General features: G+C 66.8%; 16 protein-coding genes and 1 tRNA gene. 8 read left to right on the top strand and 9 right to left on the bottom strand.

All coding sequences use genetic code 11. The annotated features are described in order from the left end of the window. Window positions 1-85 precede the first annotated feature (85 nt). Window positions 86-2098 carry a dynamin family protein gene (locus tag C556_RS0105020; protein WP_018747138.1) on the bottom strand — a complete coding sequence of 671 codons (2013 nt, stop codon included), beginning with the start codon at window positions 2096-2098 and terminating at the stop codon, window positions 86-88. Between the two features lie 70 nt (window positions 2099-2168). Beyond that, the gene (gene mutM / locus C556_RS0105025) at window positions 2169-2984 is read right to left on the bottom strand and encodes a bifunctional DNA-formamidopyrimidine glycosylase/DNA-(apurinic or apyrimidinic site) lyase (RefSeq protein ID WP_018747139.1); all 816 of its coding nucleotides are present in this window, start codon (window positions 2982-2984) and stop codon (window positions 2169-2171) included. A gap of 303 nt (window positions 2985-3287) precedes the next feature. Here mutM and C556_RS0105030 point away from each other — a divergent pair, with 303 nt between their 5' ends. From C556_RS0105030 to C556_RS0105055, 6 genes are all read left to right on the top strand, one after another. Then, entirely contained in the window at window positions 3288-5069 is a 1782-nt protein-coding gene (locus tag C556_RS0105030; RefSeq protein ID WP_018747140.1) for a tetratricopeptide repeat protein, read from the top strand. 17 nt (window positions 5070-5086) lie between these two features. Further along, window positions 5087-5620, top strand: coding sequence for a lipoprotein insertase outer membrane protein LolB (lolB, locus tag C556_RS19385; RefSeq protein WP_018747141.1), 534 nt, complete (start codon window positions 5087-5089; stop codon window positions 5618-5620). Continuing rightward, window positions 5617-6477 (top strand): 4-(cytidine 5'-diphospho)-2-C-methyl-D-erythritol kinase, encoded by an 861-nt coding sequence (gene ispE / locus C556_RS0105040; protein WP_018747142.1) that lies wholly within the window; start codon window positions 5617-5619, stop codon window positions 6475-6477. The genes lolB and ispE overlap by 4 nt, the downstream gene beginning before the upstream one ends. Window positions 6478-6488: 11 nt before the next feature. After that, a tRNA-Gln gene (locus C556_RS0105045) sits at window positions 6489-6565 on the top strand. A 61-nt stretch (window positions 6566-6626) separates the two neighbouring features. Continuing rightward, window positions 6627-7577, top strand: a complete 951-nt coding sequence (locus C556_RS0105050; RefSeq protein ID WP_018747143.1) for a ribose-phosphate pyrophosphokinase — start codon at window positions 6627-6629, stop codon at window positions 7575-7577. A 113-nt stretch (window positions 7578-7690) separates the two neighbouring features. Then, window positions 7691-8275, top strand: coding sequence for a 50S ribosomal protein L25/general stress protein Ctc (locus C556_RS0105055; RefSeq protein ID WP_018747144.1), 585 nt, complete (start codon window positions 7691-7693; stop codon window positions 8273-8275). 63 nt (window positions 8276-8338) lie between these two features. Here the strand turns inward: C556_RS0105055 and C556_RS19390 are convergent, their stop codons facing one another. From C556_RS19390 to C556_RS0105075, 4 genes are all read right to left on the bottom strand, one after another. Then, complete coding sequence (locus C556_RS19390; RefSeq protein ID WP_018747145.1) at window positions 8339-8815, bottom strand: hypothetical protein; 477 nt, start codon at window positions 8813-8815, stop codon at window positions 8339-8341. A 159-nt stretch (window positions 8816-8974) separates the two neighbouring features. Next, a complete protein-coding gene (ccsB, locus tag C556_RS0105065) occupies window positions 8975-10270 on the bottom strand; it encodes a c-type cytochrome biogenesis protein CcsB (RefSeq protein WP_018747146.1) in 1296 nt (431 codons plus the stop codon). After that, on the bottom strand, window positions 10257-12314 hold the full coding sequence (locus C556_RS0105070) for a cytochrome c biogenesis protein ResB (protein ID WP_018747147.1): 2058 nt from the start codon (window positions 12312-12314) through the stop codon (window positions 10257-10259). Before C556_RS0105070 ends, ccsB begins: the two co-directional genes overlap by 14 nt. Before the next feature lie 174 nt (window positions 12315-12488). Then, window positions 12489-13100 carry a c-type cytochrome gene (locus C556_RS0105075; protein ID WP_018747148.1) on the bottom strand — a complete coding sequence of 204 codons (612 nt, stop codon included), beginning with the start codon at window positions 13098-13100 and terminating at the stop codon, window positions 12489-12491. Between the two features lie 104 nt (window positions 13101-13204). Between C556_RS0105075 and yihA the strand changes: the two genes are divergently transcribed. Then, the gene (yihA, locus tag C556_RS0105080; protein ID WP_018747149.1) at window positions 13205-13819 is read left to right on the top strand and encodes a ribosome biogenesis GTP-binding protein YihA/YsxC; all 615 of its coding nucleotides are present in this window, start codon (window positions 13205-13207) and stop codon (window positions 13817-13819) included. Between the two features lie 318 nt (window positions 13820-14137). Here yihA and metF read toward each other — a convergent pair whose 3' ends face one another. The 3 genes from metF to C556_RS0105095 form a co-directional block, all read right to left on the bottom strand. Further along, on the bottom strand, window positions 14138-14968 hold the full coding sequence (metF, locus tag C556_RS0105085) for a methylenetetrahydrofolate reductase [NAD(P)H] (protein WP_018747150.1): 831 nt from the start codon (window positions 14966-14968) through the stop codon (window positions 14138-14140). A gap of 88 nt (window positions 14969-15056) precedes the next feature. Beyond that, window positions 15057-15755, bottom strand: a complete 699-nt coding sequence (locus C556_RS0105090; RefSeq protein WP_018747151.1) for an LrgB family protein — start codon at window positions 15753-15755, stop codon at window positions 15057-15059. After that, window positions 15752-16171, bottom strand: coding sequence for a CidA/LrgA family protein (locus C556_RS0105095; RefSeq protein ID WP_018747152.1), 420 nt, complete (start codon window positions 16169-16171; stop codon window positions 15752-15754). Before C556_RS0105095 ends, C556_RS0105090 begins: the two co-directional genes overlap by 4 nt. A gap of 135 nt (window positions 16172-16306) precedes the next feature. Here C556_RS0105095 and C556_RS0105100 point away from each other — a divergent pair, with 135 nt between their 5' ends. Continuing rightward, window positions 16307-17170 (top strand): LysR family transcriptional regulator, encoded by an 864-nt coding sequence (locus C556_RS0105100; protein WP_018747153.1) that lies wholly within the window; start codon window positions 16307-16309, stop codon window positions 17168-17170. The last annotated feature ends 100 nt before the right edge of the window (window positions 17171-17270 follow it).

Below are 17270 nucleotides of genomic sequence, written 5' to 3' on the forward strand. Positions count from 1 at the left end.
CGACCCACTCTTCCTTTTCCTGTGATCGGCTCCAAAACGAAACGCCGCGCTGGGCGCGGCGTTCGTGGTGCGGAGGGCTATCGGATCAGGCCGCGGCGCGCGGCGGGGCGAAGTCGGCGTTGAGCACGCCGTACACCGCGCGCAGCCGGGCTTCCAGTTCCTCCAACTGGTGACCCAGCTGGCGATCCATGTCTTCCAGTTCGACGATGCGGCCTTCCAGCGTGTCGGTCGCCTTGTGGATGCGCTTGATGCTCTCCAGGCGGCGGCGCAGTTGCAGCTGGTGTTCGCGTACCTGGGTTTCCATCGGCGCCATCACCGCCTTCAGCCAGTTCTCCACATCGCGGTTGGCCACTTCGAACACGTAGACCACGCGGCTGGCCACGGTCTCGAAGAACTTGGCGGTCAGCCGGCCCTGGCTGGTGGTCAGCAGGTTGCTGATGGTGTTGAAGTGCTCACGGAACGACTTCTCCAGCCGCGCCAGTTCCTTGTGGTACTTCAGCGTGGAGAACGGCGGCGGCGTCACCTGGCCCAGGCCGTGCTCCTCGCTGAACTTGCGATACATCGCGGCCATCATCGCCTGGATTTCCGCCACCTGCTCGGCGGATTTGCTGATGTTGCCGTTCACGTCCTTGAAGAAGCGATCCATGATCGCGCGCAGCCCGCCTTCGCCGAAGGAGAACAGCGAGCGCTCCATCTCGCCGCGGATGCGGGCGATCTCGGCTTTCAGGGCATCCATGCCCAGCAGCGTGAGCAGCTGGTTGGTCTGCTGGCTGAACACGCTGCGCAACGCCTGGAAGCGCACCAGTCCCTGCTCGAAGTGGCGCTTGTCCGACTGCACCTTTTCCATCATCTGCGCCACCACGTCGTGGTTCTTGCCGCGCAGCGCGGTCAGCTCGCCCAACTGCTCGCCCAGGCCGCCGCGTCGGGCGCCCAGGATGCCGCGGGTGGCGCCGACGATGTCCTCGACCTCGGTCATGGTGCTGTCGCGCACGATGTCCTGCTTGGACGGCAGCAGTTCCTGCGACAGCGCGGTCTCCAGCCGGGTGAGCTGCGAGCGCGCCAGCAGGTCGGGGTCCTCGTGCACCTTGGCGACCAGCGCCTTCTGCGCCGACACCGGGTAGACCTGGTCGGTGGGCACGCCCAGCAGGTGGGCGGTGGTGTCCACCTGCCGCGTGATCTCGCCGGCGATCTGCTCGGGGGTCTTCAGGTCGTCCCACAGGCCGTCGATCTTGTTCAGCACCACCAGGCGGCCGCGCGTGCCGCCCTGCACCCGGCCGATGTGGTTGCGCCACACGTCGATGTCGCTCTTGGTGACGCCGGTATCGGCGGCCAGGATGAACAGGATGGCGTGGGCGTTGGGCAGCAGGTTGAGCGTCAGCTCCGGTTCGGTGCCGATGGCGTTCAGGCCCGGGGTGTCGAGGATGACCAGCCCCTGCTCCAGCAGCGGATGCGGGAAGTTGATCAGCGCGTGGCGCCAGGCGGGGATCTCCACCTTGCCCTCGGCGTCCACGGTCATCTTCTGATCCGGGTCCTCGTCGTTGAACAGGCCGTACTCGCGCGCCTCGTCGATCGGCACGCGCTTGGTGTAGCCCACCTGGCGGAACGCGGCGAGCAGCGCCTCGGCGTTGGCCAGCTCCAGCGGGATGGTGGTCCATTCCTCGGGGTAGCGGCGGTATTCGCTGGTGGTGACGTTCTGCTTGCGGGTCTCGATCGGCAGCAGCTGGATCGACGCCGGCTGGCCGGCGTCGTAGAACAGTTCGGTGGGGCACATGGTGGTGCGCCCGGCGGACGACGGCAGCACGCGCTGGCCGTAGTGCGCGAAGAAGATGGCGTTGATCAGCTCGGATTTGCCGCGCGAGAACTCGGCGACGAAGGCGATGTTGAGTTTGTCGTCCTTCAGCTTGTCCAGCAGGATCTGCACCCGGTGCTGGGTCTGCGCGTCGTCGAGGTCCTGTTCGTTCAGCCAGCGCGCCAGTTGCGACACCGACTGCGACAACTGGCCGCGCCACGCGCTGTAGGCCTGGAAGTCGCCGACGAGGCGGTCACTGCCGGACGGGTCGTTCACCGCCAGCGAGTCGAGATGCAGATAATCCATCATGGACAGCTCCCTGAATGCAGGCGCGCAGGGCGGCCCGTCGTATCGTTATGTCGTTGCCATGCAGTGCGTGTCAATGCTGGCACGTCGGGCAGAAAAACGTGGCCCGCTGCCCCTGTCGCAACTGCTGGATCGGTGTGCCGCACACCCGGCACGGTTCCCCTGTCCGGCCGTAGACGAAGCACTGGAGCAGGAAATACCCCGAGCGTCCGTCGCTGTCGACGAAATCCCGCAGCGTGGTGCCGCCCGCGCGGATCGCGTCGGTCAATGTCTCGCGGATGGCCGCCACCAGCCGGGCGATTTCCTCCCCGCTCAACCCGGCGGCGTTGCGACGCGGATCCACGCGCGCGCGAAACAATGACTCCGAAGCGTAGATATTACCCACTCCGACCACGACATGGTTGTCCATGATCACTTGTTTGATCGCCGCCTGCCGACGGGCGAGCGCTTGGGCGAGATGGTCGGTGTTGAACGCTTCGGACAACGGTTCCGGCCCCAGTGCGGCCAGCAGCGGATGCGTGTCCGGCGGCCCGCTGTGCCACAGCATGGCGCCGAAGCGGCGCGGGTCGCGAAAGCGCAGCCGCCGGCCGTTGTCCAGCACGATGTCGACGTGATCGTGCTTCTCTGCCGGGAACGGCTCGGTCAGCACCCGCAGCGTGCCGGTCATGCCCAGGTGCACCAGCAGCGTGCCATGTTCGAAGCCGAACAACAGGTACTTGGCGCGGCGCTCCAGGCCCAGCAGCGCTCGGCCGACGACGGCATCGGGCAGCTCGGGCGGGATCGGCCAGCGCAGGCGGCGCTCGCGCACGATCATCTCGGTGACCTGGGTGCGCTCCAGGTGCGGGGCGATGCCGCGGCGCGTGGTTTCGACTTCGGGCAGTTCGGGCATGGGACGGCGGACTCTCTGGCGTTTGGACGGCCGGACGGGAATTCACTTAATATGGCTGCGCCGTGGCCCGCCGCACCGGCACCCGGCGCGAGACGCCGGCCAGCCGCCCGTCGCGGGCGGTGGGGCGTCCGGATGCGCGACGTTGAAATCCACGGCGGCACGCTCATTTGTCTCAAACAGGCTGCGCCTGGGCCATGATGGTTTTTGCTGGCCCCGTATCGCCGGCACGAACAGGCTTGCAGCTGCATCGATATTCCAAGACGCCGCGCACCGCGCGACGCCGATCAACCCGCGGATTGTGCCATGCCCACCACTCCTCGCGTGCGCCTGCCAGCGCTTCTGACGCTGGTTCTGTCCCTCGCCCTCGGCGCCTGTGCCACCACCGGCCGCCCACCTGCCGCCGCATCCCAGTCCGCCACGGCCAGCGAGCCGGAGGCCATCGACGCCAGCGCCGCCGCCGCGGCGCGCAAGGCCGAAGAGGCGCGCTATCCCAAGCAGGAGCTCAGCGAGGACATGTTGCTGCGCTTCCTGGTCGGCGACATCGCCCTGCAACGCGGCAATGCCGCGCTGGCTTCGCAGGCCTGGACCGAACTGGCGCAAAGCAGCGCCGACCCGCGCGTCGCGCGGCGCGCCACCGAGGTCGCCATCGCCGCCGGCCAGCTGAACCAGGCGCTGGACGCCGCGTCGCGCTGGGTGGCCGAATCGCCGAAGTCGCCCGAAGCGCACCAGGTGATGGTCAGCCTGCTGATCCGTGCCAACCGGCTGGAAGAGGCGCGCCCGCACCTGGAGGCGCTGTTCGCCGCGCAACCGACCGAAGTGGCGCCGTTCCTGTTGCAGATCCACCGCCTGTGGGATACCAAGACCGACCGCGCCGGCGCGCTCAAGCTCACTCAGGAACTGACCGCGCCGTACCCCGACATGCCGGAGGCGCATTTCGCCCTGGCCGTGGCCTACGCCAACAACGAGCGCAACACCGACGCGCTGGCCGAGCTGGACAAGGTGGACGCATTGCGCCCCGCGTGGGAGCCGTCGCTGCTATACCGCGCCCAGTTGCTGGAGGATCAGCCGGCCGACGTCCGCATCGCGCAACTGGAACAGGCGGCCAAGCTGCTGCCCAAGTCGGCGGGCGTGCACAACACCCTGGCGCGGCTGTACGCCGAGAACAAGCGTTATCCCGAGGCCGCCGCATCGTATGAGCGGGTGCTGGCGCTCAAGCCCGACGACCTGGAGGCGATGGTGGGCTCGGGGCTGGTGGCGATGGAGTCCGGCGACCTGGACAAGGCCTACGCGCACCTGACCGCGGCCGAGGCGCGCACCCCGGCGCATGCCGGCAGCCTGCGCTTCTACCTGGGGCAGATTTCCGAGGAGCAACAGCGCTTCGCCGACGCCGCCTCGTGGTACGAGCGGGTGGACGGCGAACTCAAGCCCGCCGCGCAACGCCGGCTGGTGCGTGTCTACGCCAAGCTCGACCGCTTCGACGATGCGCGCGCGCTGGTGGCCGCGCTGCCGGCCGACACACCGGAAAAGCAGGTGGAAAAGGCGCAGATCGAAGCGCAGTTGTGGCGCGAGGCGCGCGACTATCCCCGCGCCTACACCACCTTGACCGAGGCGCTGAAGCGCCACCCGGACAACGCCGACCTGCTGTACGACCGCTCGCTGGTCTCCGACCTGAACGGCAACCTGCCGGCGGCCGAAGCCGACCTGCGCCGTTACCTGGAGTTGAACCCCGACAGCGCCACCGGCCTGAACGCGCTGGGCTACACCCTGGTGAACCGCACCGACCGGGTGGACGAGGCCGCCGGTTACATCGAGCGCGCCATCGCGCTGGAGCCGGACAACGCGGTCATCCTGGACAGCCTGGGCTGGCTGCGCTTCAAGCAGGGGCGGCTGGACGAAGCGCATGCCGCGCTGGCGCGCGCCTACAAGCAGATGGCCGATCCCGAGATCGCCGCGCATCTTTCCGAAGTGTTGTGGGTGCAGGGGCGCAAGAGCGATGCCCGCGATGTCTACCGCGCCGCGCTGGCCAAGTCGCCGGACAACGAGGTGTTGCAGGAAACCGGCAAGCGCCTGGGTATCGCGCCGTGATGCGATGGATGGGCCGGATGGCGGCGGCTGGCGCCGCGCTGTGGCTGGTCGGCTGTGCCTCGGTGGCGCCGCAGCCGGGCGGCGCCGTCGCCCATGATTTCGCCGCCGATGGCCGCTTGCTGGCGCGTGGCGAGGTCGATGGGCGCCAGGTCAACGAGAACGCCAACTTCCGCTGGCGCCGCAGCGGCGAGACCGTCACCGTCGAGCTCGGCAGCCCGCTGGGCGAAACCCGCGCCCGGCTGGTCGCCACGCCGCGGGAGGCGTCGATCCGCATGGCGGACGGCCGCGAGGCGTACGCCACCGATGCCGACGAGCTGTTGACCGAACTCACCGGCCTGACCCTGCCGGTGAGTCAGCTGCGCTGGTGGATCGAAGGCCAGCCCGCGCCGACGCTGCCGGTGAAGGAATTGCCGACCGAATCGTCGTCCACCCGCAGCATCGAGCAGGCCGGCTGGCAGGTGTCGTTCTACGATGCCGCGCCGTATCCGAAACGGCTGGTGCTCAAACACGAATCGCTGGAAGTCCGCGTCGCGGTCTCCGACTGGCCATGATCGAAGCAATTTCTTCCGACTGGCAGGCGTTTCCCGCGCCGGCCAAGCTCAACCTGTTCCTGCATATCGTCGGCCGCCGTGCCGACGGCTATCACCTGTTGCAGTCGGTGTTCCAGTTGATCGATCTGGCCGACACCATCGAACTGCGCGTGCGTGCCGATGGCGACGTCCGCCATCACAACCCGATTCCCGGCGTGCCGGCGGAGCACGATCTCACCGTGCGCGCCGCGCGCTTGTTGCAGGCGGAGACCGGCTGCGCCCTCGGCGTGGACATCCGGGTGACCAAGTACCTGCCGATGGGGGGCGGGCTGGGCGGCGGCAGTTCGGACGCCGCCACCGTGTTGCTGGCGCTGAACCGGCTATGGGGGCTCGATCTGTCGCGCCGCCGGCTGATGGCGCTCGGGCTGCGCCTCGGCGCCGACGTGCCGTTCTTCGTCTTCGGCCGCAATGCCTTCGTCGAGGGCATCGGCGAAATCATGACGCCGGTGACCACGCCGGAAGGCTGGTACGTGGTGCTGCATCCCGGCGTGCACGTGCCGACGCCGGCGATCTTCGGCGCGGCCGATCTGGTACGCGATACGCCGCCGATCGCGCCGGACGATATCGACTACGCCACCACCCGCAACGACATGGAGCCGGTGGCGTGCCGGCTGTTCCCCGAAGTGGCTGCGGCGCGCGACTGGTTGTCGCAATTCGCGCCGGCGCGGATGACCGGTTCCGGCGCCTGCGTTTTTGCATTTAGTGCTTCACAAACCGAAAGTGCGTGTGTATTATCTCGGCTTCCTGACGCGACGGCCGGTTTCCGGGCCGCAACAATCGCTCAGCACCCGTTATACGGATTTGCAAGCGACGAGTGAGCAGGTTCGTTAGGGGAGTCGCCAAGTTGGTTAAGGCATCGGATTTTGATTCCGACATTCGAGGGTTCGAATCCTTCCTCCCCTGCCAGATCGAAGACAGAAAAGCGTGTACACCCGTTACACGCTTTTCGTTTTTTCAGGGTTCGGAAATGGCTTACGACAGCCTCATGGTGTTCACCGGCAATGCTAATCCCAAGCTTGCCGATAGCGTCGTCAATCATCTCGACATCTCGCTGGGCCGTGCCACGGTCGGGCGCTTCTCCGATGGGGAAGTCACGGTCGAGCTGCTGGAGAACGTGCGGGGCCGCGACGTGTTCGTGTTGCAGTCCACCTGTGTTCCCACCAACGACAACATCATGGAAGTGATGCTGATGGTCGACGCGCTCAAGCGCGCTTCCGCCGGCCGCATCACCGCCGCCATCCCCTACTTCGGCTATGCCCGGCAGGATCGCCGCCCGCGCTCGGCGCGCGTGCCGATCTCGGCCAAGGTCATCGCCAACATGCTGCAAGTGGCCGGCGTCGACCGCGTGCTGACGGTGGATGTCCACGCCGACCAGATCCAGGGTTTCTTCGATATCCCGGTGGACAACATCTATTCCACCCCGGTGCTGCTGGCCGACATCCGCGCCCAGCAACACGAGGACCTGATGGTGGTCAGCCCCGACGTGGGCGGCGTGCTGCGCGCCCGCGCCATGGCCAAGCAACTGAACGTCGACATGGCGATCATCGACAAGCGCCGCCCCAAGGCCAATGTGGCCGAGGTGATGCACATCATCGGCGATGTCAGCGGCCGCACCTGTCTGATCATCGACGACATGATCGATACCGCCAACACCCTGTGCAAGGCCGCCGCCGCTCTCAAGCAGCACGGCGCCAAGCGCGTGCTGGCCTACGCCACGCACCCGGTGTTCTCCGGCGCGGCGGTCGAACGCATCCTGCAATCCGACCTGGACGAAGTGGTGGTGACCGACACCATTCCGCTGTCCGAGCCGGCGCAGTTGTCCGACCGGATCCGCGTGGTGTCCATCGCCGGCCTGCTGGCCGAGACGATGCGCCGCATCAACAACGAGGAGTCGGTGTCCTCGCTGTTCGTCGATTAAACGAATCACAGCGCGTCCCGGTGGGGCGCGCTTCCGCATTTGGGGGATTGTCCCCGAATCGCATGCCATCTGGTCGCGGTTGGCGTGTGCTCAATCAAACTGGAATCAACATCATGACTTACGAAATTTCTGCTCAAGCGCGCGAATTGCAGGGCACTGGTGCGAGCCGCCGCCTGCGCAAAGCGGGCCAGCTGCCCGGCATCGTCTACGGCGGCAACAAGGAACCCAAGGCCATCTCCCTGGACCACAACAGCATGTACTACCAGCTGCAGGAAGAAGCCTTCCACACCGCGCTGATCAAGCTGAACGTGGCCGGCGAAACCGAACAGGTGCTGGTGCGCAACGTGCAATACCACCCGTTCCGCCAACTGGTGCTGCATGTGGACTTCCAGCGCGTGGACGACAGCACCAAGGTCGAGCTGAAGGTGCCGCTGCACTTCGTGAACGGCGATACCTCGGTCGGCGTGAAGCTGCAAGGCGGTTCGATCAGCCACATCCTGAACGAAGTGCTGGTGCGTTGCGTGGCCACCAAGCTGCCCGACTTCATCGAAGTCGATCTGGGCAACCTGGACGCCGCCCACGGTTCGGTCCACCTGTCCGACCTGAAGCTGCCGGAAGGCGTTGAGTTGATGTCCCTGGTTCGCGGCGCGAACCTGGCCGTCGCCAACCTGAACGGCGCCAAGGCTACCGCCGAGTAATCGAAGGTTGCCAACAAAAAAGCCGACGCAAGCGTCGGCTTTTTTGTTGCTGGTGCGATCGGATCAGCTGGCCAGGATGGTGGCCACGGCGCGTTGCCCGGTGTCGGCGGCGCCGCGATGGCCGGAGCGGCGTAGCGCGGTCAGCCATTCTTCGATCAGCGCTTCCAGCTCGGGGCCTTCGCGCAGGGTGTCGAATCGCCCGCTCAGCCGCGATTCCCAGCCTTCGCCCAGGTATTCGCGGGCGACCAGCAGCACGGCGCGCTTCACCTGGTACAGGCGCTCGCTGGACGGCAGCTTGTCGTAGGCGCCATGCACCACCGGGGTGTCCGCGGAACGCGGCGCGCCTTCCGGCGTGATCAGCTTCAGTTGCTCCAGCAGACGGATCACTTCGGCCGCGCCGGGCATCAGCGCGGTGAGATCGTCGAAACTGCGCCGACCATCGACCATGATCAGCAACTGGCGCGCCTTGGGCGGCACCTGACCGCTGCGCGAGACCAGTTCCTGCTGGCCCAGTTCCGTCTTGTGATAGATCGTGGCCATGTTCTCCTCCTTTTCCCAGTACGACAGGAATTCCCTTGTACTGTATGAGGAATGGGCCGCGCTTTACAGCGTTTTCTTACTAAATTGCCCTATCCGCTCGGGGCGAAGCCGACGAGCGGTAGAAATTCGACCGGCTGGCGTGCTTGCTGCGATGCGATATTAAAGATTTCCGTAAGAATGCAGTCCAGATAGGAACATATTGACGCCGACGAAGGCGAAGGTGGTGACCAGCAGGCCGACCACCGACCACCACGCCAGCACGTCGCCGCGCCAGCCCTTCACCAGCCGCACGTGCAGCCACGCGGCGTAGTTCAGCCAGACGATCAGCGCCCAGGTTTCCTTCGGATCCCAGCTCCAGTAGCCGCCCCACGCCTCGGCGGCCCATAGCGCGCCCAGGATGGTGGCGATGGTGAAGAACAGGAAACCCACCGCGATGGCCTTGTACGCCACTTCGTCCAACGTGGCGGCGGCCGGCAGGTAGCCGGCCAGGCGACCACGGTTGAGCGCCAGCAGGATCATGCCGGCCACCGACCAGATGAACAGCGTCACCAGCCCCACGCCCGAGCCCAGGTCGGGGAACCAGTCGCCGGCCTTGGCGAAGAACACGCCACCGACGGCGAGCAGCGCCAGCGCGGCAGGGTAGAGCGCCAGCTGGTGTCGTGGCGCCTGGGTCGCAGGCATCGCCAGCAGCCAGGCGACGCCCAGCATGGCGGCGAGCGCGAACGCGCCGTAGCCGACGAAGTTGGCCGGCACGTGGATCTTCATCCACCACGATTGCAGCGCCGGGATCAGCGGCTGGATCTCGTGCGCCTGCCGATCCAGGCTGTACCACAGGATGAACATCACCGCGCCGGAGATCACCAGCAGCACGAAGGCGCCCATGGCGCGCGCCTGGAAGCGGGCTTCGTAGTAGAGGTACATCAGCGCGGTGATCAGGCAGAACAGCACGAAGACTTCGTACAGGTTGGAGACGGGGATGTGACCCACGTCGGCGCCGATCAGGTAGCTCTCGTACCAGCGCACCAGCTTGGACACCAGCGCGGCGCCGGCGGCGGCCCAGGTCAGCCCCGAGGCGATCGACAACGCCGTCGCCGAGCGGCGCAGCAGCCCCAGCCAGTACAGGCCGGTGGCAAGGAAGAACAGCACGCACATCCACATCACGGCCGATTGGCTGGACAACAGGTAACGCAGCCCGAACACCGTGGCGCCGCGTTCGAGATCGCCCTGGTACAGCGCGATGCCGCAGAGCGCGACTGCGCCGCAGGCCGGCAGGAACCAGCGCATCGCCGGCCAGAACCAGCCGAACCAGACCAGGCCGGCGATCGACGCCAGCAGGATGCCCTGCTCGTACACATCCATGAATTCGCGATAGCGCGACAGCGCATACACGCCCGCCGCCACGATCAGCGCGGCGAAGACGAAGTCGAGCGGACTCTTGCGGTTAAGTGCGAGCATCGGGTGTTTCCTCGGGGGCCGGTTCGGGCAGCAGCAGCGCGCGGTAGCGCGCGAAGGACTTGTCCAGTTCGCTGTCGTGCCGGTTGGCGGTCATGGCCAGCAGTGTGCGGCCTTTGGCGCTGCGCAGCCAGAGCCGCTCTTCGCGCAGATAGAACATGCAGTAGATGCCGATCACCAGCAGCAGGCAGCCCAGGTAGACGATGGCCTGCCCCGGCGCGCGCGCCAGCTGGAAGCCGCTGGCCTGCACCTCCTCGAAGCCGGTGGGTTGCAGGTAGACCGGCGCGCCGTACTCGAACATGGCGCTGGTGGCGACCAGGCTGTCCATCAGGAAGCGATAGTGCGCGCCGTCCATGTCGATCGCCGGTTGTCCGGCGCGCGCCTGGGCGACGTCGAGTGCGTCGATGGCCGCGCCTTGCAGGATCTTCAGATAGGTCTGTGCCACCGAAGTGCGCTGCGCCTCCGGCACCTTGGCCTGGACCAGGAAGCGGTCCAGCGCGGGGAAGCCGCCGCTGCCGAACTGGGCCAGCACGTTCTTCGTCACTTCCTCGAACTGCTCGCGCTTAGTGGCCGAGAAGCCGCCGCCCTGGAACGCCTTTTCGGCGGTGCGGCGCGCGATCTCGGGGTAGAGGGCCGGATCGAGCAGCGTGGCGCGCAGACGCATGAAGGTGGCGGGCGTCACCGCGTCGTCCAGCGGGATGCGCACGAAGGCGAACGGTTGCGAGACCTCGCGCCGCACGCCGGACAGCAGGTACAGCGCATCGTCGGCGGAGAAGGGCGCCAGGTAGTTGAGGTATTCCACCGCCTGACCGGCCGCGTCGCGCAGCTTGAACTGCACCGACGGCCCCAGGTTGCGCAGGTTGTGGTCGGCCTTGACCGATTGCGCGTCGGCCAGCGCCTGCTCGAAGCGGTTGACCGCGACCGTCGAGGTCTCGGCCTCGGTGCGACCCATGTTCTCGATGTTGAACACCCGCAGATCGCCGAACTCCAGCGTGTAGTCGCGGCCGGCGGCTTGCAGCGGCTGGCTGGACTGCGACTGGGCCTGCACCGTCTGCGGTTGTGCCGGTCCGCCCAGATCCCAGCGGGCGAAGGTCAGCGGCGAGCCGCCGTCGCCGAAGCTGGATTGGTAGATGGCGATGCCGTCGAACACCAGCGGCTTGTTGACCTCGATGGTGGCGCTTTTCAGCACCTTGCCATTGGCGCGGTCCAGGATTTCCACATCGGAGGCGAAACGCTTGGGCTGACCGGTACTGTAGTGCTCGACGTGGAACTGCTTGAGCCGCAGCGCGAACGGCAGGTCCTGCACGAAGTAACCCTGGCCGGCGTTGAGGAACACAACGTCGGCGGTGCCGCCCTCGGGAACCGTGACATTGCCGCGGAACGCCGGGTTGTCGGTCCCGAGACGGCTTTGCGGCGGCACCTGGCTCTGCGGCAGGTCACGCAGTTCGGGCGCCTTGCTGCCGGTGAGTTCGCGCAGCTTGAGCGGCAGGTTGCCGTCGAGCAGACCGCCGATGCAGATCACCACGATGGCGGTATGGGCGAAGAAATAGCCCAGGCGCTGGCCGGCGCCCTTCTTGGCCGCGTACAGGCGCACGCCGTCGGTGTCGCGCACGCGGAAGCGGAAGCCCGCCTGCGTCAGCCCCGCCTCGATGGCTTCGCGCGCGGGTTCGCCGTCGGCTTCGGCGTGGTGCGCCATCAGGCGCAGCGAATTGTGGGTGGCGTGTTCGCGGAAGCTGCGGATGTCGCGCAGCATGCCGGGCAGGTGACGCCAGATGCACAGCGACACCGAGATCACCAGGAACACCAGGATCAGCAGAAACCACGCCGAGTGGTACACATCGAACAGGCCCAGCGGCTCGAAAAAGCCGAACCAGAAGTCGCCGAACTCGATGCGGTAATTGACGTAGGGTTCGTTCTGCTTGAGGACGGTGCCGATCACCGAGGCGATGGCGAGCACGGTGAGCAGGCCGATGGCGAAGCGCATCGACGACAACAGGTCGAACAGCGCGCGGCCAAAGGAAAGGTGTCGGAGGCGTTTCTCGGTCATACCAATTGGAAAAGGGCGTTGCCGCCCCTTGGTGTAAACGGCGCCGGATTGGTTCCGGCCCGCGTGGATCGGGCATCACCAGGGCAAGGCCGGCTTGCTTGTCCGGTGATCCAAGACAACGGCCGGCATAAGCCGGCCGCTATATTCTGGTTATCGCCGCCCGGGGGCGGAGGCTCAGTTCAGCGCCTGGATGTACTCGGCGACCGCCTTGATTTCCTGGTCGGACAACCGGGCCGCCACTTGCGACATCACCGGGTTGTTGCCGCGCTCGCCGGAGCGGAACGCCTTGAGCTGGGCTTCGGTGTAGGCGCCGTGCTGGCCGGCCATGCGCGGGTACTGCGCCGGGATGCCGGCACCGTTCGGGCTGTGGCAGGCCATACAGGCGGGAACGGCCTTGGCGGCGATGCCACCGCGATAGATCTTCTTCCCGGCTTCGATCAGCGCCTTGTCCGACGCGCCCTTGGCCTTGGGGGCCTGCGACGAGTAGTAGGCGGCGACATTCTGCATGTCGGCGGCCGACAGCGGCGACGCCATGCCCAGCATCACCGGGTTCTTGCGAACCTGGCTCTTGAATTCGTTCAACTGCTTGACGATGTATTCGGGGTGTTGCCCGGCAAGATTGGGGTTAGCGGAGGCAACGCTGTTGCCGTCCACGCCGTGACAGGCCGCACAGACCTGGTCGACGATCTGTTTGCCCTTGGCCGGATCGCCCTTGCCCGCCGCAAAGACGGACGGGCTCATCATCACCAGCGCTGCAAGCGTTGCGATCCACGGCGCACTGCGCATATTTTTTGCTCCCTCTTGCGATGCGTGTTCAGGCCCTGCTTAAGGCGGGCCAGTGATCAAATCCTGTTATTCTATACGAAGACTTTTTACCCCACCACACACCCATGTCCCTGTTCCGCGGCCTGAAGTTCTTGACCACTGTCAACGATCTGCGTGCCTTACCGCAAGAAGGATTGGAGGTCGCTTTCGCCGGACGCTCCAACGCCGGAAAGTCGAGCGCCATCAATACCTTGGCCGATCATACCCGCCTGGCTTTCGTCTCCAAGACGCCGGGTCGTACCCAGCACATCAATTATTTCGACTTCGGCAACGAGCGTCGGCTGGTGGACCTGCCGGGCTACGGCTACGCCGAAGTGCCCGCCTCGGTGCGTGCACACTGGGAGAAATTGCTCGGGCAATACCTCGTCACCCGTCCCAACCTGATCGGGCTGGTGCTGATCATGGATTCGCGCCGCCCGCTCACCGAGCTGGATCGGCGCATGCTCGACTGGTTCCGCACCACCGGCAAGCCGGTGCACTGCCTGCTCACCAAGTCCGACAAGCTCAGCCGTCAGGAGCAGGTCAAGACATTGCGCGCGGTGGAAAAGGAATTCGAGGAGGATTCGCTCATCACCGTTCAGCTGTTCTCCAGTTTGAAGAAACAGGGCATGGACATCACCGAGCAGATTGTCGGCGGCTGGTTTGCAGCCGCCGAATATGAATCGACAGGCGGCGAATAGCGCGCCTTGAACTTTCTTAAGCGATTCCTATCTTAAGAGTCAGGTGCGCCCCTGCACCTCCCGCTTTTCCTCCCTGAGCGGGTGCCTCGGCAGCGTGCCGGGGCTGTTATACCCCGGTCATTCTCCCCTTGGACCGGGGTTTCTTTTTGGCGGTCCTGCCGCCACCCCGACAACAAAAAAAGCGCCACGACTGTGGCGCTTTTCCATGCCCGGCGGCGCTTGCCCGCGCCCGGATGCCGCTTGCGGCTGTGGATCGACCACGCCGCGGCAAACCCGAAGATCGGCGGGCGCTGCGATGCAAACCTCTTGAGCGGATGCTCAGAAACCCAGGCGCTGGCAGATGGTGCTGACCGCGCCGGCGCCGTTCAGCGTGTAGAAGTGCAGGCCGGGCGCGCCGCCGGCCAGCAGCTTGTCCGCCAGCTCGGTGACCACGTCCAGGCCGTAGGCGCGGATCGCCGCGCTGTCGTCGCCGAACGATGCCAGCCGCAGCCGCAGCCAGCGCGGGATCTCGGCGCCGCACATCTCGGAGAAGCGCGACAGCTGGGTGAAATTCTGGATCGGCATGATGCCGGGGTGGATCGGGATCTCGACGCCGCGGCCGCGCACTTCGTCCACGAAGCGGAAATACGCATCGGGATTGAAAAAGTACTGGGTGATCGCCGCGTCGGCGCCGGCCTTCACCTTGGTCACGAAATTGCGCAGGTCGGCCTCGGCCGACGGGGCCTGCGGGTGGTATTCGGGATAGGCGGCCGCCTCGATGTGGAACCAGTCGCCGTGCTCGGCGCGGATGAAGGCGATCAGCTCGCTGGCGTAGCGGAATTCGCCCACGTCCACCATCCCCGAAGGGATGTCGCCGCGCAGCGCCACCAGGCGGCGGATGCCGTGGGCGCGGTAGTCGGCCAGCAGCGCGGCCACGGCCTCGCGGGTGGAGCCGATGCACGACAGGTGCGGCGCGGCGGCGAAGCCTTCCTGCTGGATTTCCAGCACCGCGTTGCGGGTGCCTTCCTGGGTGGTGCCGCCCGCGCCGAAGGTCACCGAGAAGAACTCCGGCTTGAATTGCGCCAGCTGGCGGCGCGTGTTGCGCAGTTTCTCGACGCCTTCGGGCGTCTTGGGCGGGAAGAATTCGAAGCTGATGGGCGGGCGGGTCATGGTCGGGGCAGGGCAAAAACGAGGCCCGATCTTACCATTGCGCCCGCCGCCGCTGTTCGCGGCGGTTTCATGACGCGATGAAGCGCGGTCAACCCAGCCAGCCGGCCAGCAACGGCGCCACCAGCACCAGCGCAATGCCGGCCAGCGTCATGGTCAGGCTGGCGACCACGCCTTCCTCCTCGCCGAGTTCGCGCGCCTTGGCGGTGCCGGCCCCGTGACTGGCGGCGCCCAGCATCGCACCGCGTGCCATCCGCGAACGCAACGGCAACAGACGCAGCACCAGCTCGCCGGTCATCATGCCGAACACCCCCGTCACCACCACGAACAGCGCGGTCAGTTCGCGCGAGCCGCCGAAGGCGTCGGTGGCGGTCATGGCGAACGGCGTGGAGACCGAGCGCGGCAACAGGCTGTGCGCCAGCTCCGGCGGCAGGTGGAAGGCGCGCGCCAGCAGCCAGGACGATCCCACGCCCAACGCCACGCCGGCGAGCACCCCGGCGGCGATGGTGACAGGGTTGCGGCGGATCACCGCGCGCTGATCGTGGATCGGAATGGCGAAGGCCAGCGTGGTCGGGCCGAGCATCCACATCAGCCAGCGGGCGTCGGCGATGTACACGGGATAGGGGATGCCGGCGGCGAGCACGATGCCCACCAGCACCACCGGGGCGAACAGCAGCGGCGCGAACCACACCGCGCGATGGCGCGCGTACAACCACTTGGCGCAGGCGTAGACCGCCACCGTGAGCAGCAGGCAGGCCAGCGCCAGCCAGGGATGGGCGGCGGCGTTCATGTCGTCACCGCGCGGTGACGACGGGTGGCGGTCAGCAGCCGGCGCCGGCGTTCCCAGCGGAACACCCGATCGACCACCAGCGCGGTGCCGGCCATCACGCACAGCGTGCCCAGGCCGATCACCGCCAGCAGGCGCAGCCCTTCGCTGCGGAACAGCGCCTGGAACTGCACCACCGCCACCACCGGCGGGATGAAGAACAGCAGCATTTCGGCCAGCAGCCATTCCGCACCGCGGCGCAGCCGTTCGGCATCGAGCCAGCCCAGCAACAGCAGCGACAACAACGCCGCCAGTCCCAGCACACCGCCGGGCACCGGCGAGCCGATGGCGCGCGCCAGCGCGTCCGACGCCAGCCACAGCGCGGCCAGCAGGCAGACCTGGAACAGCGTGGGAACGAAGCGGTGCAGCGCGCGGGACAAGGGATGTATCTCCAGTGGGCGCTTCCTGTCCAAGGCGGAAGCTGAGCCCCAGTCTATGCCGCTGCACGCATAACGAAGATGAATTATCGTGATGCAATCCATGCCGGATTGGAATCGATTGTGGAACTAAGAACCTTGCGCGCGTTTGTCGAAGTGGCCCGCAGCGGCAGCTTCACCCAGGCCGCCGAGCGCCTGTTCGTCACCCAGCCCACGGTGAGCAAGCTGGTGCGGCAACTGGAGGAAGAGCTGGGCCAGACGCTGCTGCGCCGGGCCGGCCGCCATGCCAGCCCCACCGATGCCGGCCGGCTGGTGCTGGCGCACGGCGAAACGCTGCTGGCCCAGGCGGCGCAGATGGTGACCGAATTGTCGGAGCTGGACGGCCTGGCGCGCGGCGAGCTGCGCATCGGCATCCCGCCGCTGGGTGGGCGGGTGTTCGTCACCATGCTGGGCGAATTCCGCCGCCGCCATGCCGGCATTGAACTCAAGCTGTTCGAGGATGGCGCCAAGGCCATCGAGGCGGCCTTGCTGGCGGGCGAACTGGAACTGGGCGGCCTGTTGCAGCCCATCGACACCGCGCGTTTCGACTGCGCGCCGCTGGCGGCCGATCAACTGGTGCTGGTGGCGCCGGCGTGGTCGGCGTGGGGCCAGCGCGACACGGTGCAACTGGCCGAACTGGCGGACGAGCCGTTCATCCTGTTCGCGCCGGGCTTCGCGCTCAACGACCGCATCTTCGACGCCTGTCGCAGCCTGGGCTTCACACCCGACGTGGTCGGGCGCAGCGGGCAACTGGGGCTGATCCTGGCGATGGTGCGCGGCGGCATCGGCGTGGCGCTGCTGCCGCGTTCCGAAGTAGCGCTGGCCGGACGCGACGCCCTGGCCGTGTGCGAACTCGGCGATATCGTCATCCCCTGGGAAATCGTGCTCGCCTGGCCGCGCGAAGGCTACCTCAGCCACGCCGCCCGGGCCTGGCTGGCGATGATGCGGGGGAGTGGCGGGTGAGGGTGGGGAACCCCAAGTCTTGAACCACAGAGGACAGTGAGAGCACAGAGGTACACAGAGAAAACCGCGGCAGGGGATGACTGAACTCGGCGCCGCAGTC

The sequence above is a fragment of the Chitiniphilus shinanonensis DSM 23277 genome, assembly GCF_000374805.1.
Lineage (GTDB): Bacteria > Pseudomonadota > Gammaproteobacteria > Burkholderiales > Chitinibacteraceae > Chitiniphilus > Chitiniphilus shinanonensis.

Excerpts from the sequence above, each read along its gene's own strand:
- C556_RS0105090 (WP_018747151.1), bottom strand. The coding sequence starts at position 15,755 with ATGAACGCCGCCGCCCATCCCTGGCTGGCGCTGGCCTGCCTGCTGCTC.
- mutM (WP_018747139.1), bottom strand. The coding sequence starts at position 2,984 with ATGCCCGAACTGCCCGAAGTCGAAACCACGCGCCGCGGCATCGCCCCG.
- ccsB (WP_018747146.1), bottom strand. The coding sequence starts at position 10,270 with ATGCTCGCACTTAACCGCAAGAGTCCGCTCGACTTCGTCTTCGCCGCG.
- C556_RS0105020 (WP_018747138.1), bottom strand. The coding sequence starts at position 2,098 with ATGATGGATTATCTGCATCTCGACTCGCTGGCGGTGAACGACCCGTCC.
- C556_RS0105055 (WP_018747144.1), top strand. The coding sequence starts at position 7,691 with ATGACTTACGAAATTTCTGCTCAAGCGCGCGAATTGCAGGGCACTGGT.
- C556_RS0105070 (WP_018747147.1), bottom strand. The coding sequence starts at position 12,314 with ATGACCGAGAAACGCCTCCGACACCTTTCCTTTGGCCGCGCGCTGTTC.
- C556_RS19390 (WP_018747145.1), bottom strand. The coding sequence starts at position 8,815 with ATGGCCACGATCTATCACAAGACGGAACTGGGCCAGCAGGAACTGGTC.
- C556_RS0105030 (WP_018747140.1), top strand. The coding sequence starts at position 3,288 with ATGCCCACCACTCCTCGCGTGCGCCTGCCAGCGCTTCTGACGCTGGTT.
- C556_RS0105075 (WP_018747148.1), bottom strand. The coding sequence starts at position 13,100 with ATGCGCAGTGCGCCGTGGATCGCAACGCTTGCAGCGCTGGTGATGATG.
- metF (WP_018747150.1), bottom strand. The coding sequence starts at position 14,968 with ATGACCCGCCCGCCCATCAGCTTCGAATTCTTCCCGCCCAAGACGCCC.
- ispE (WP_018747142.1), top strand. The coding sequence starts at position 5,617 with ATGATCGAAGCAATTTCTTCCGACTGGCAGGCGTTTCCCGCGCCGGCC.
- yihA (WP_018747149.1), top strand. The coding sequence starts at position 13,205 with ATGTCCCTGTTCCGCGGCCTGAAGTTCTTGACCACTGTCAACGATCTG.
- lolB (WP_018747141.1), top strand. The coding sequence starts at position 5,087 with ATGGCGGCGGCTGGCGCCGCGCTGTGGCTGGTCGGCTGTGCCTCGGTG.
- C556_RS0105050 (WP_018747143.1), top strand. The coding sequence starts at position 6,627 with ATGGCTTACGACAGCCTCATGGTGTTCACCGGCAATGCTAATCCCAAG.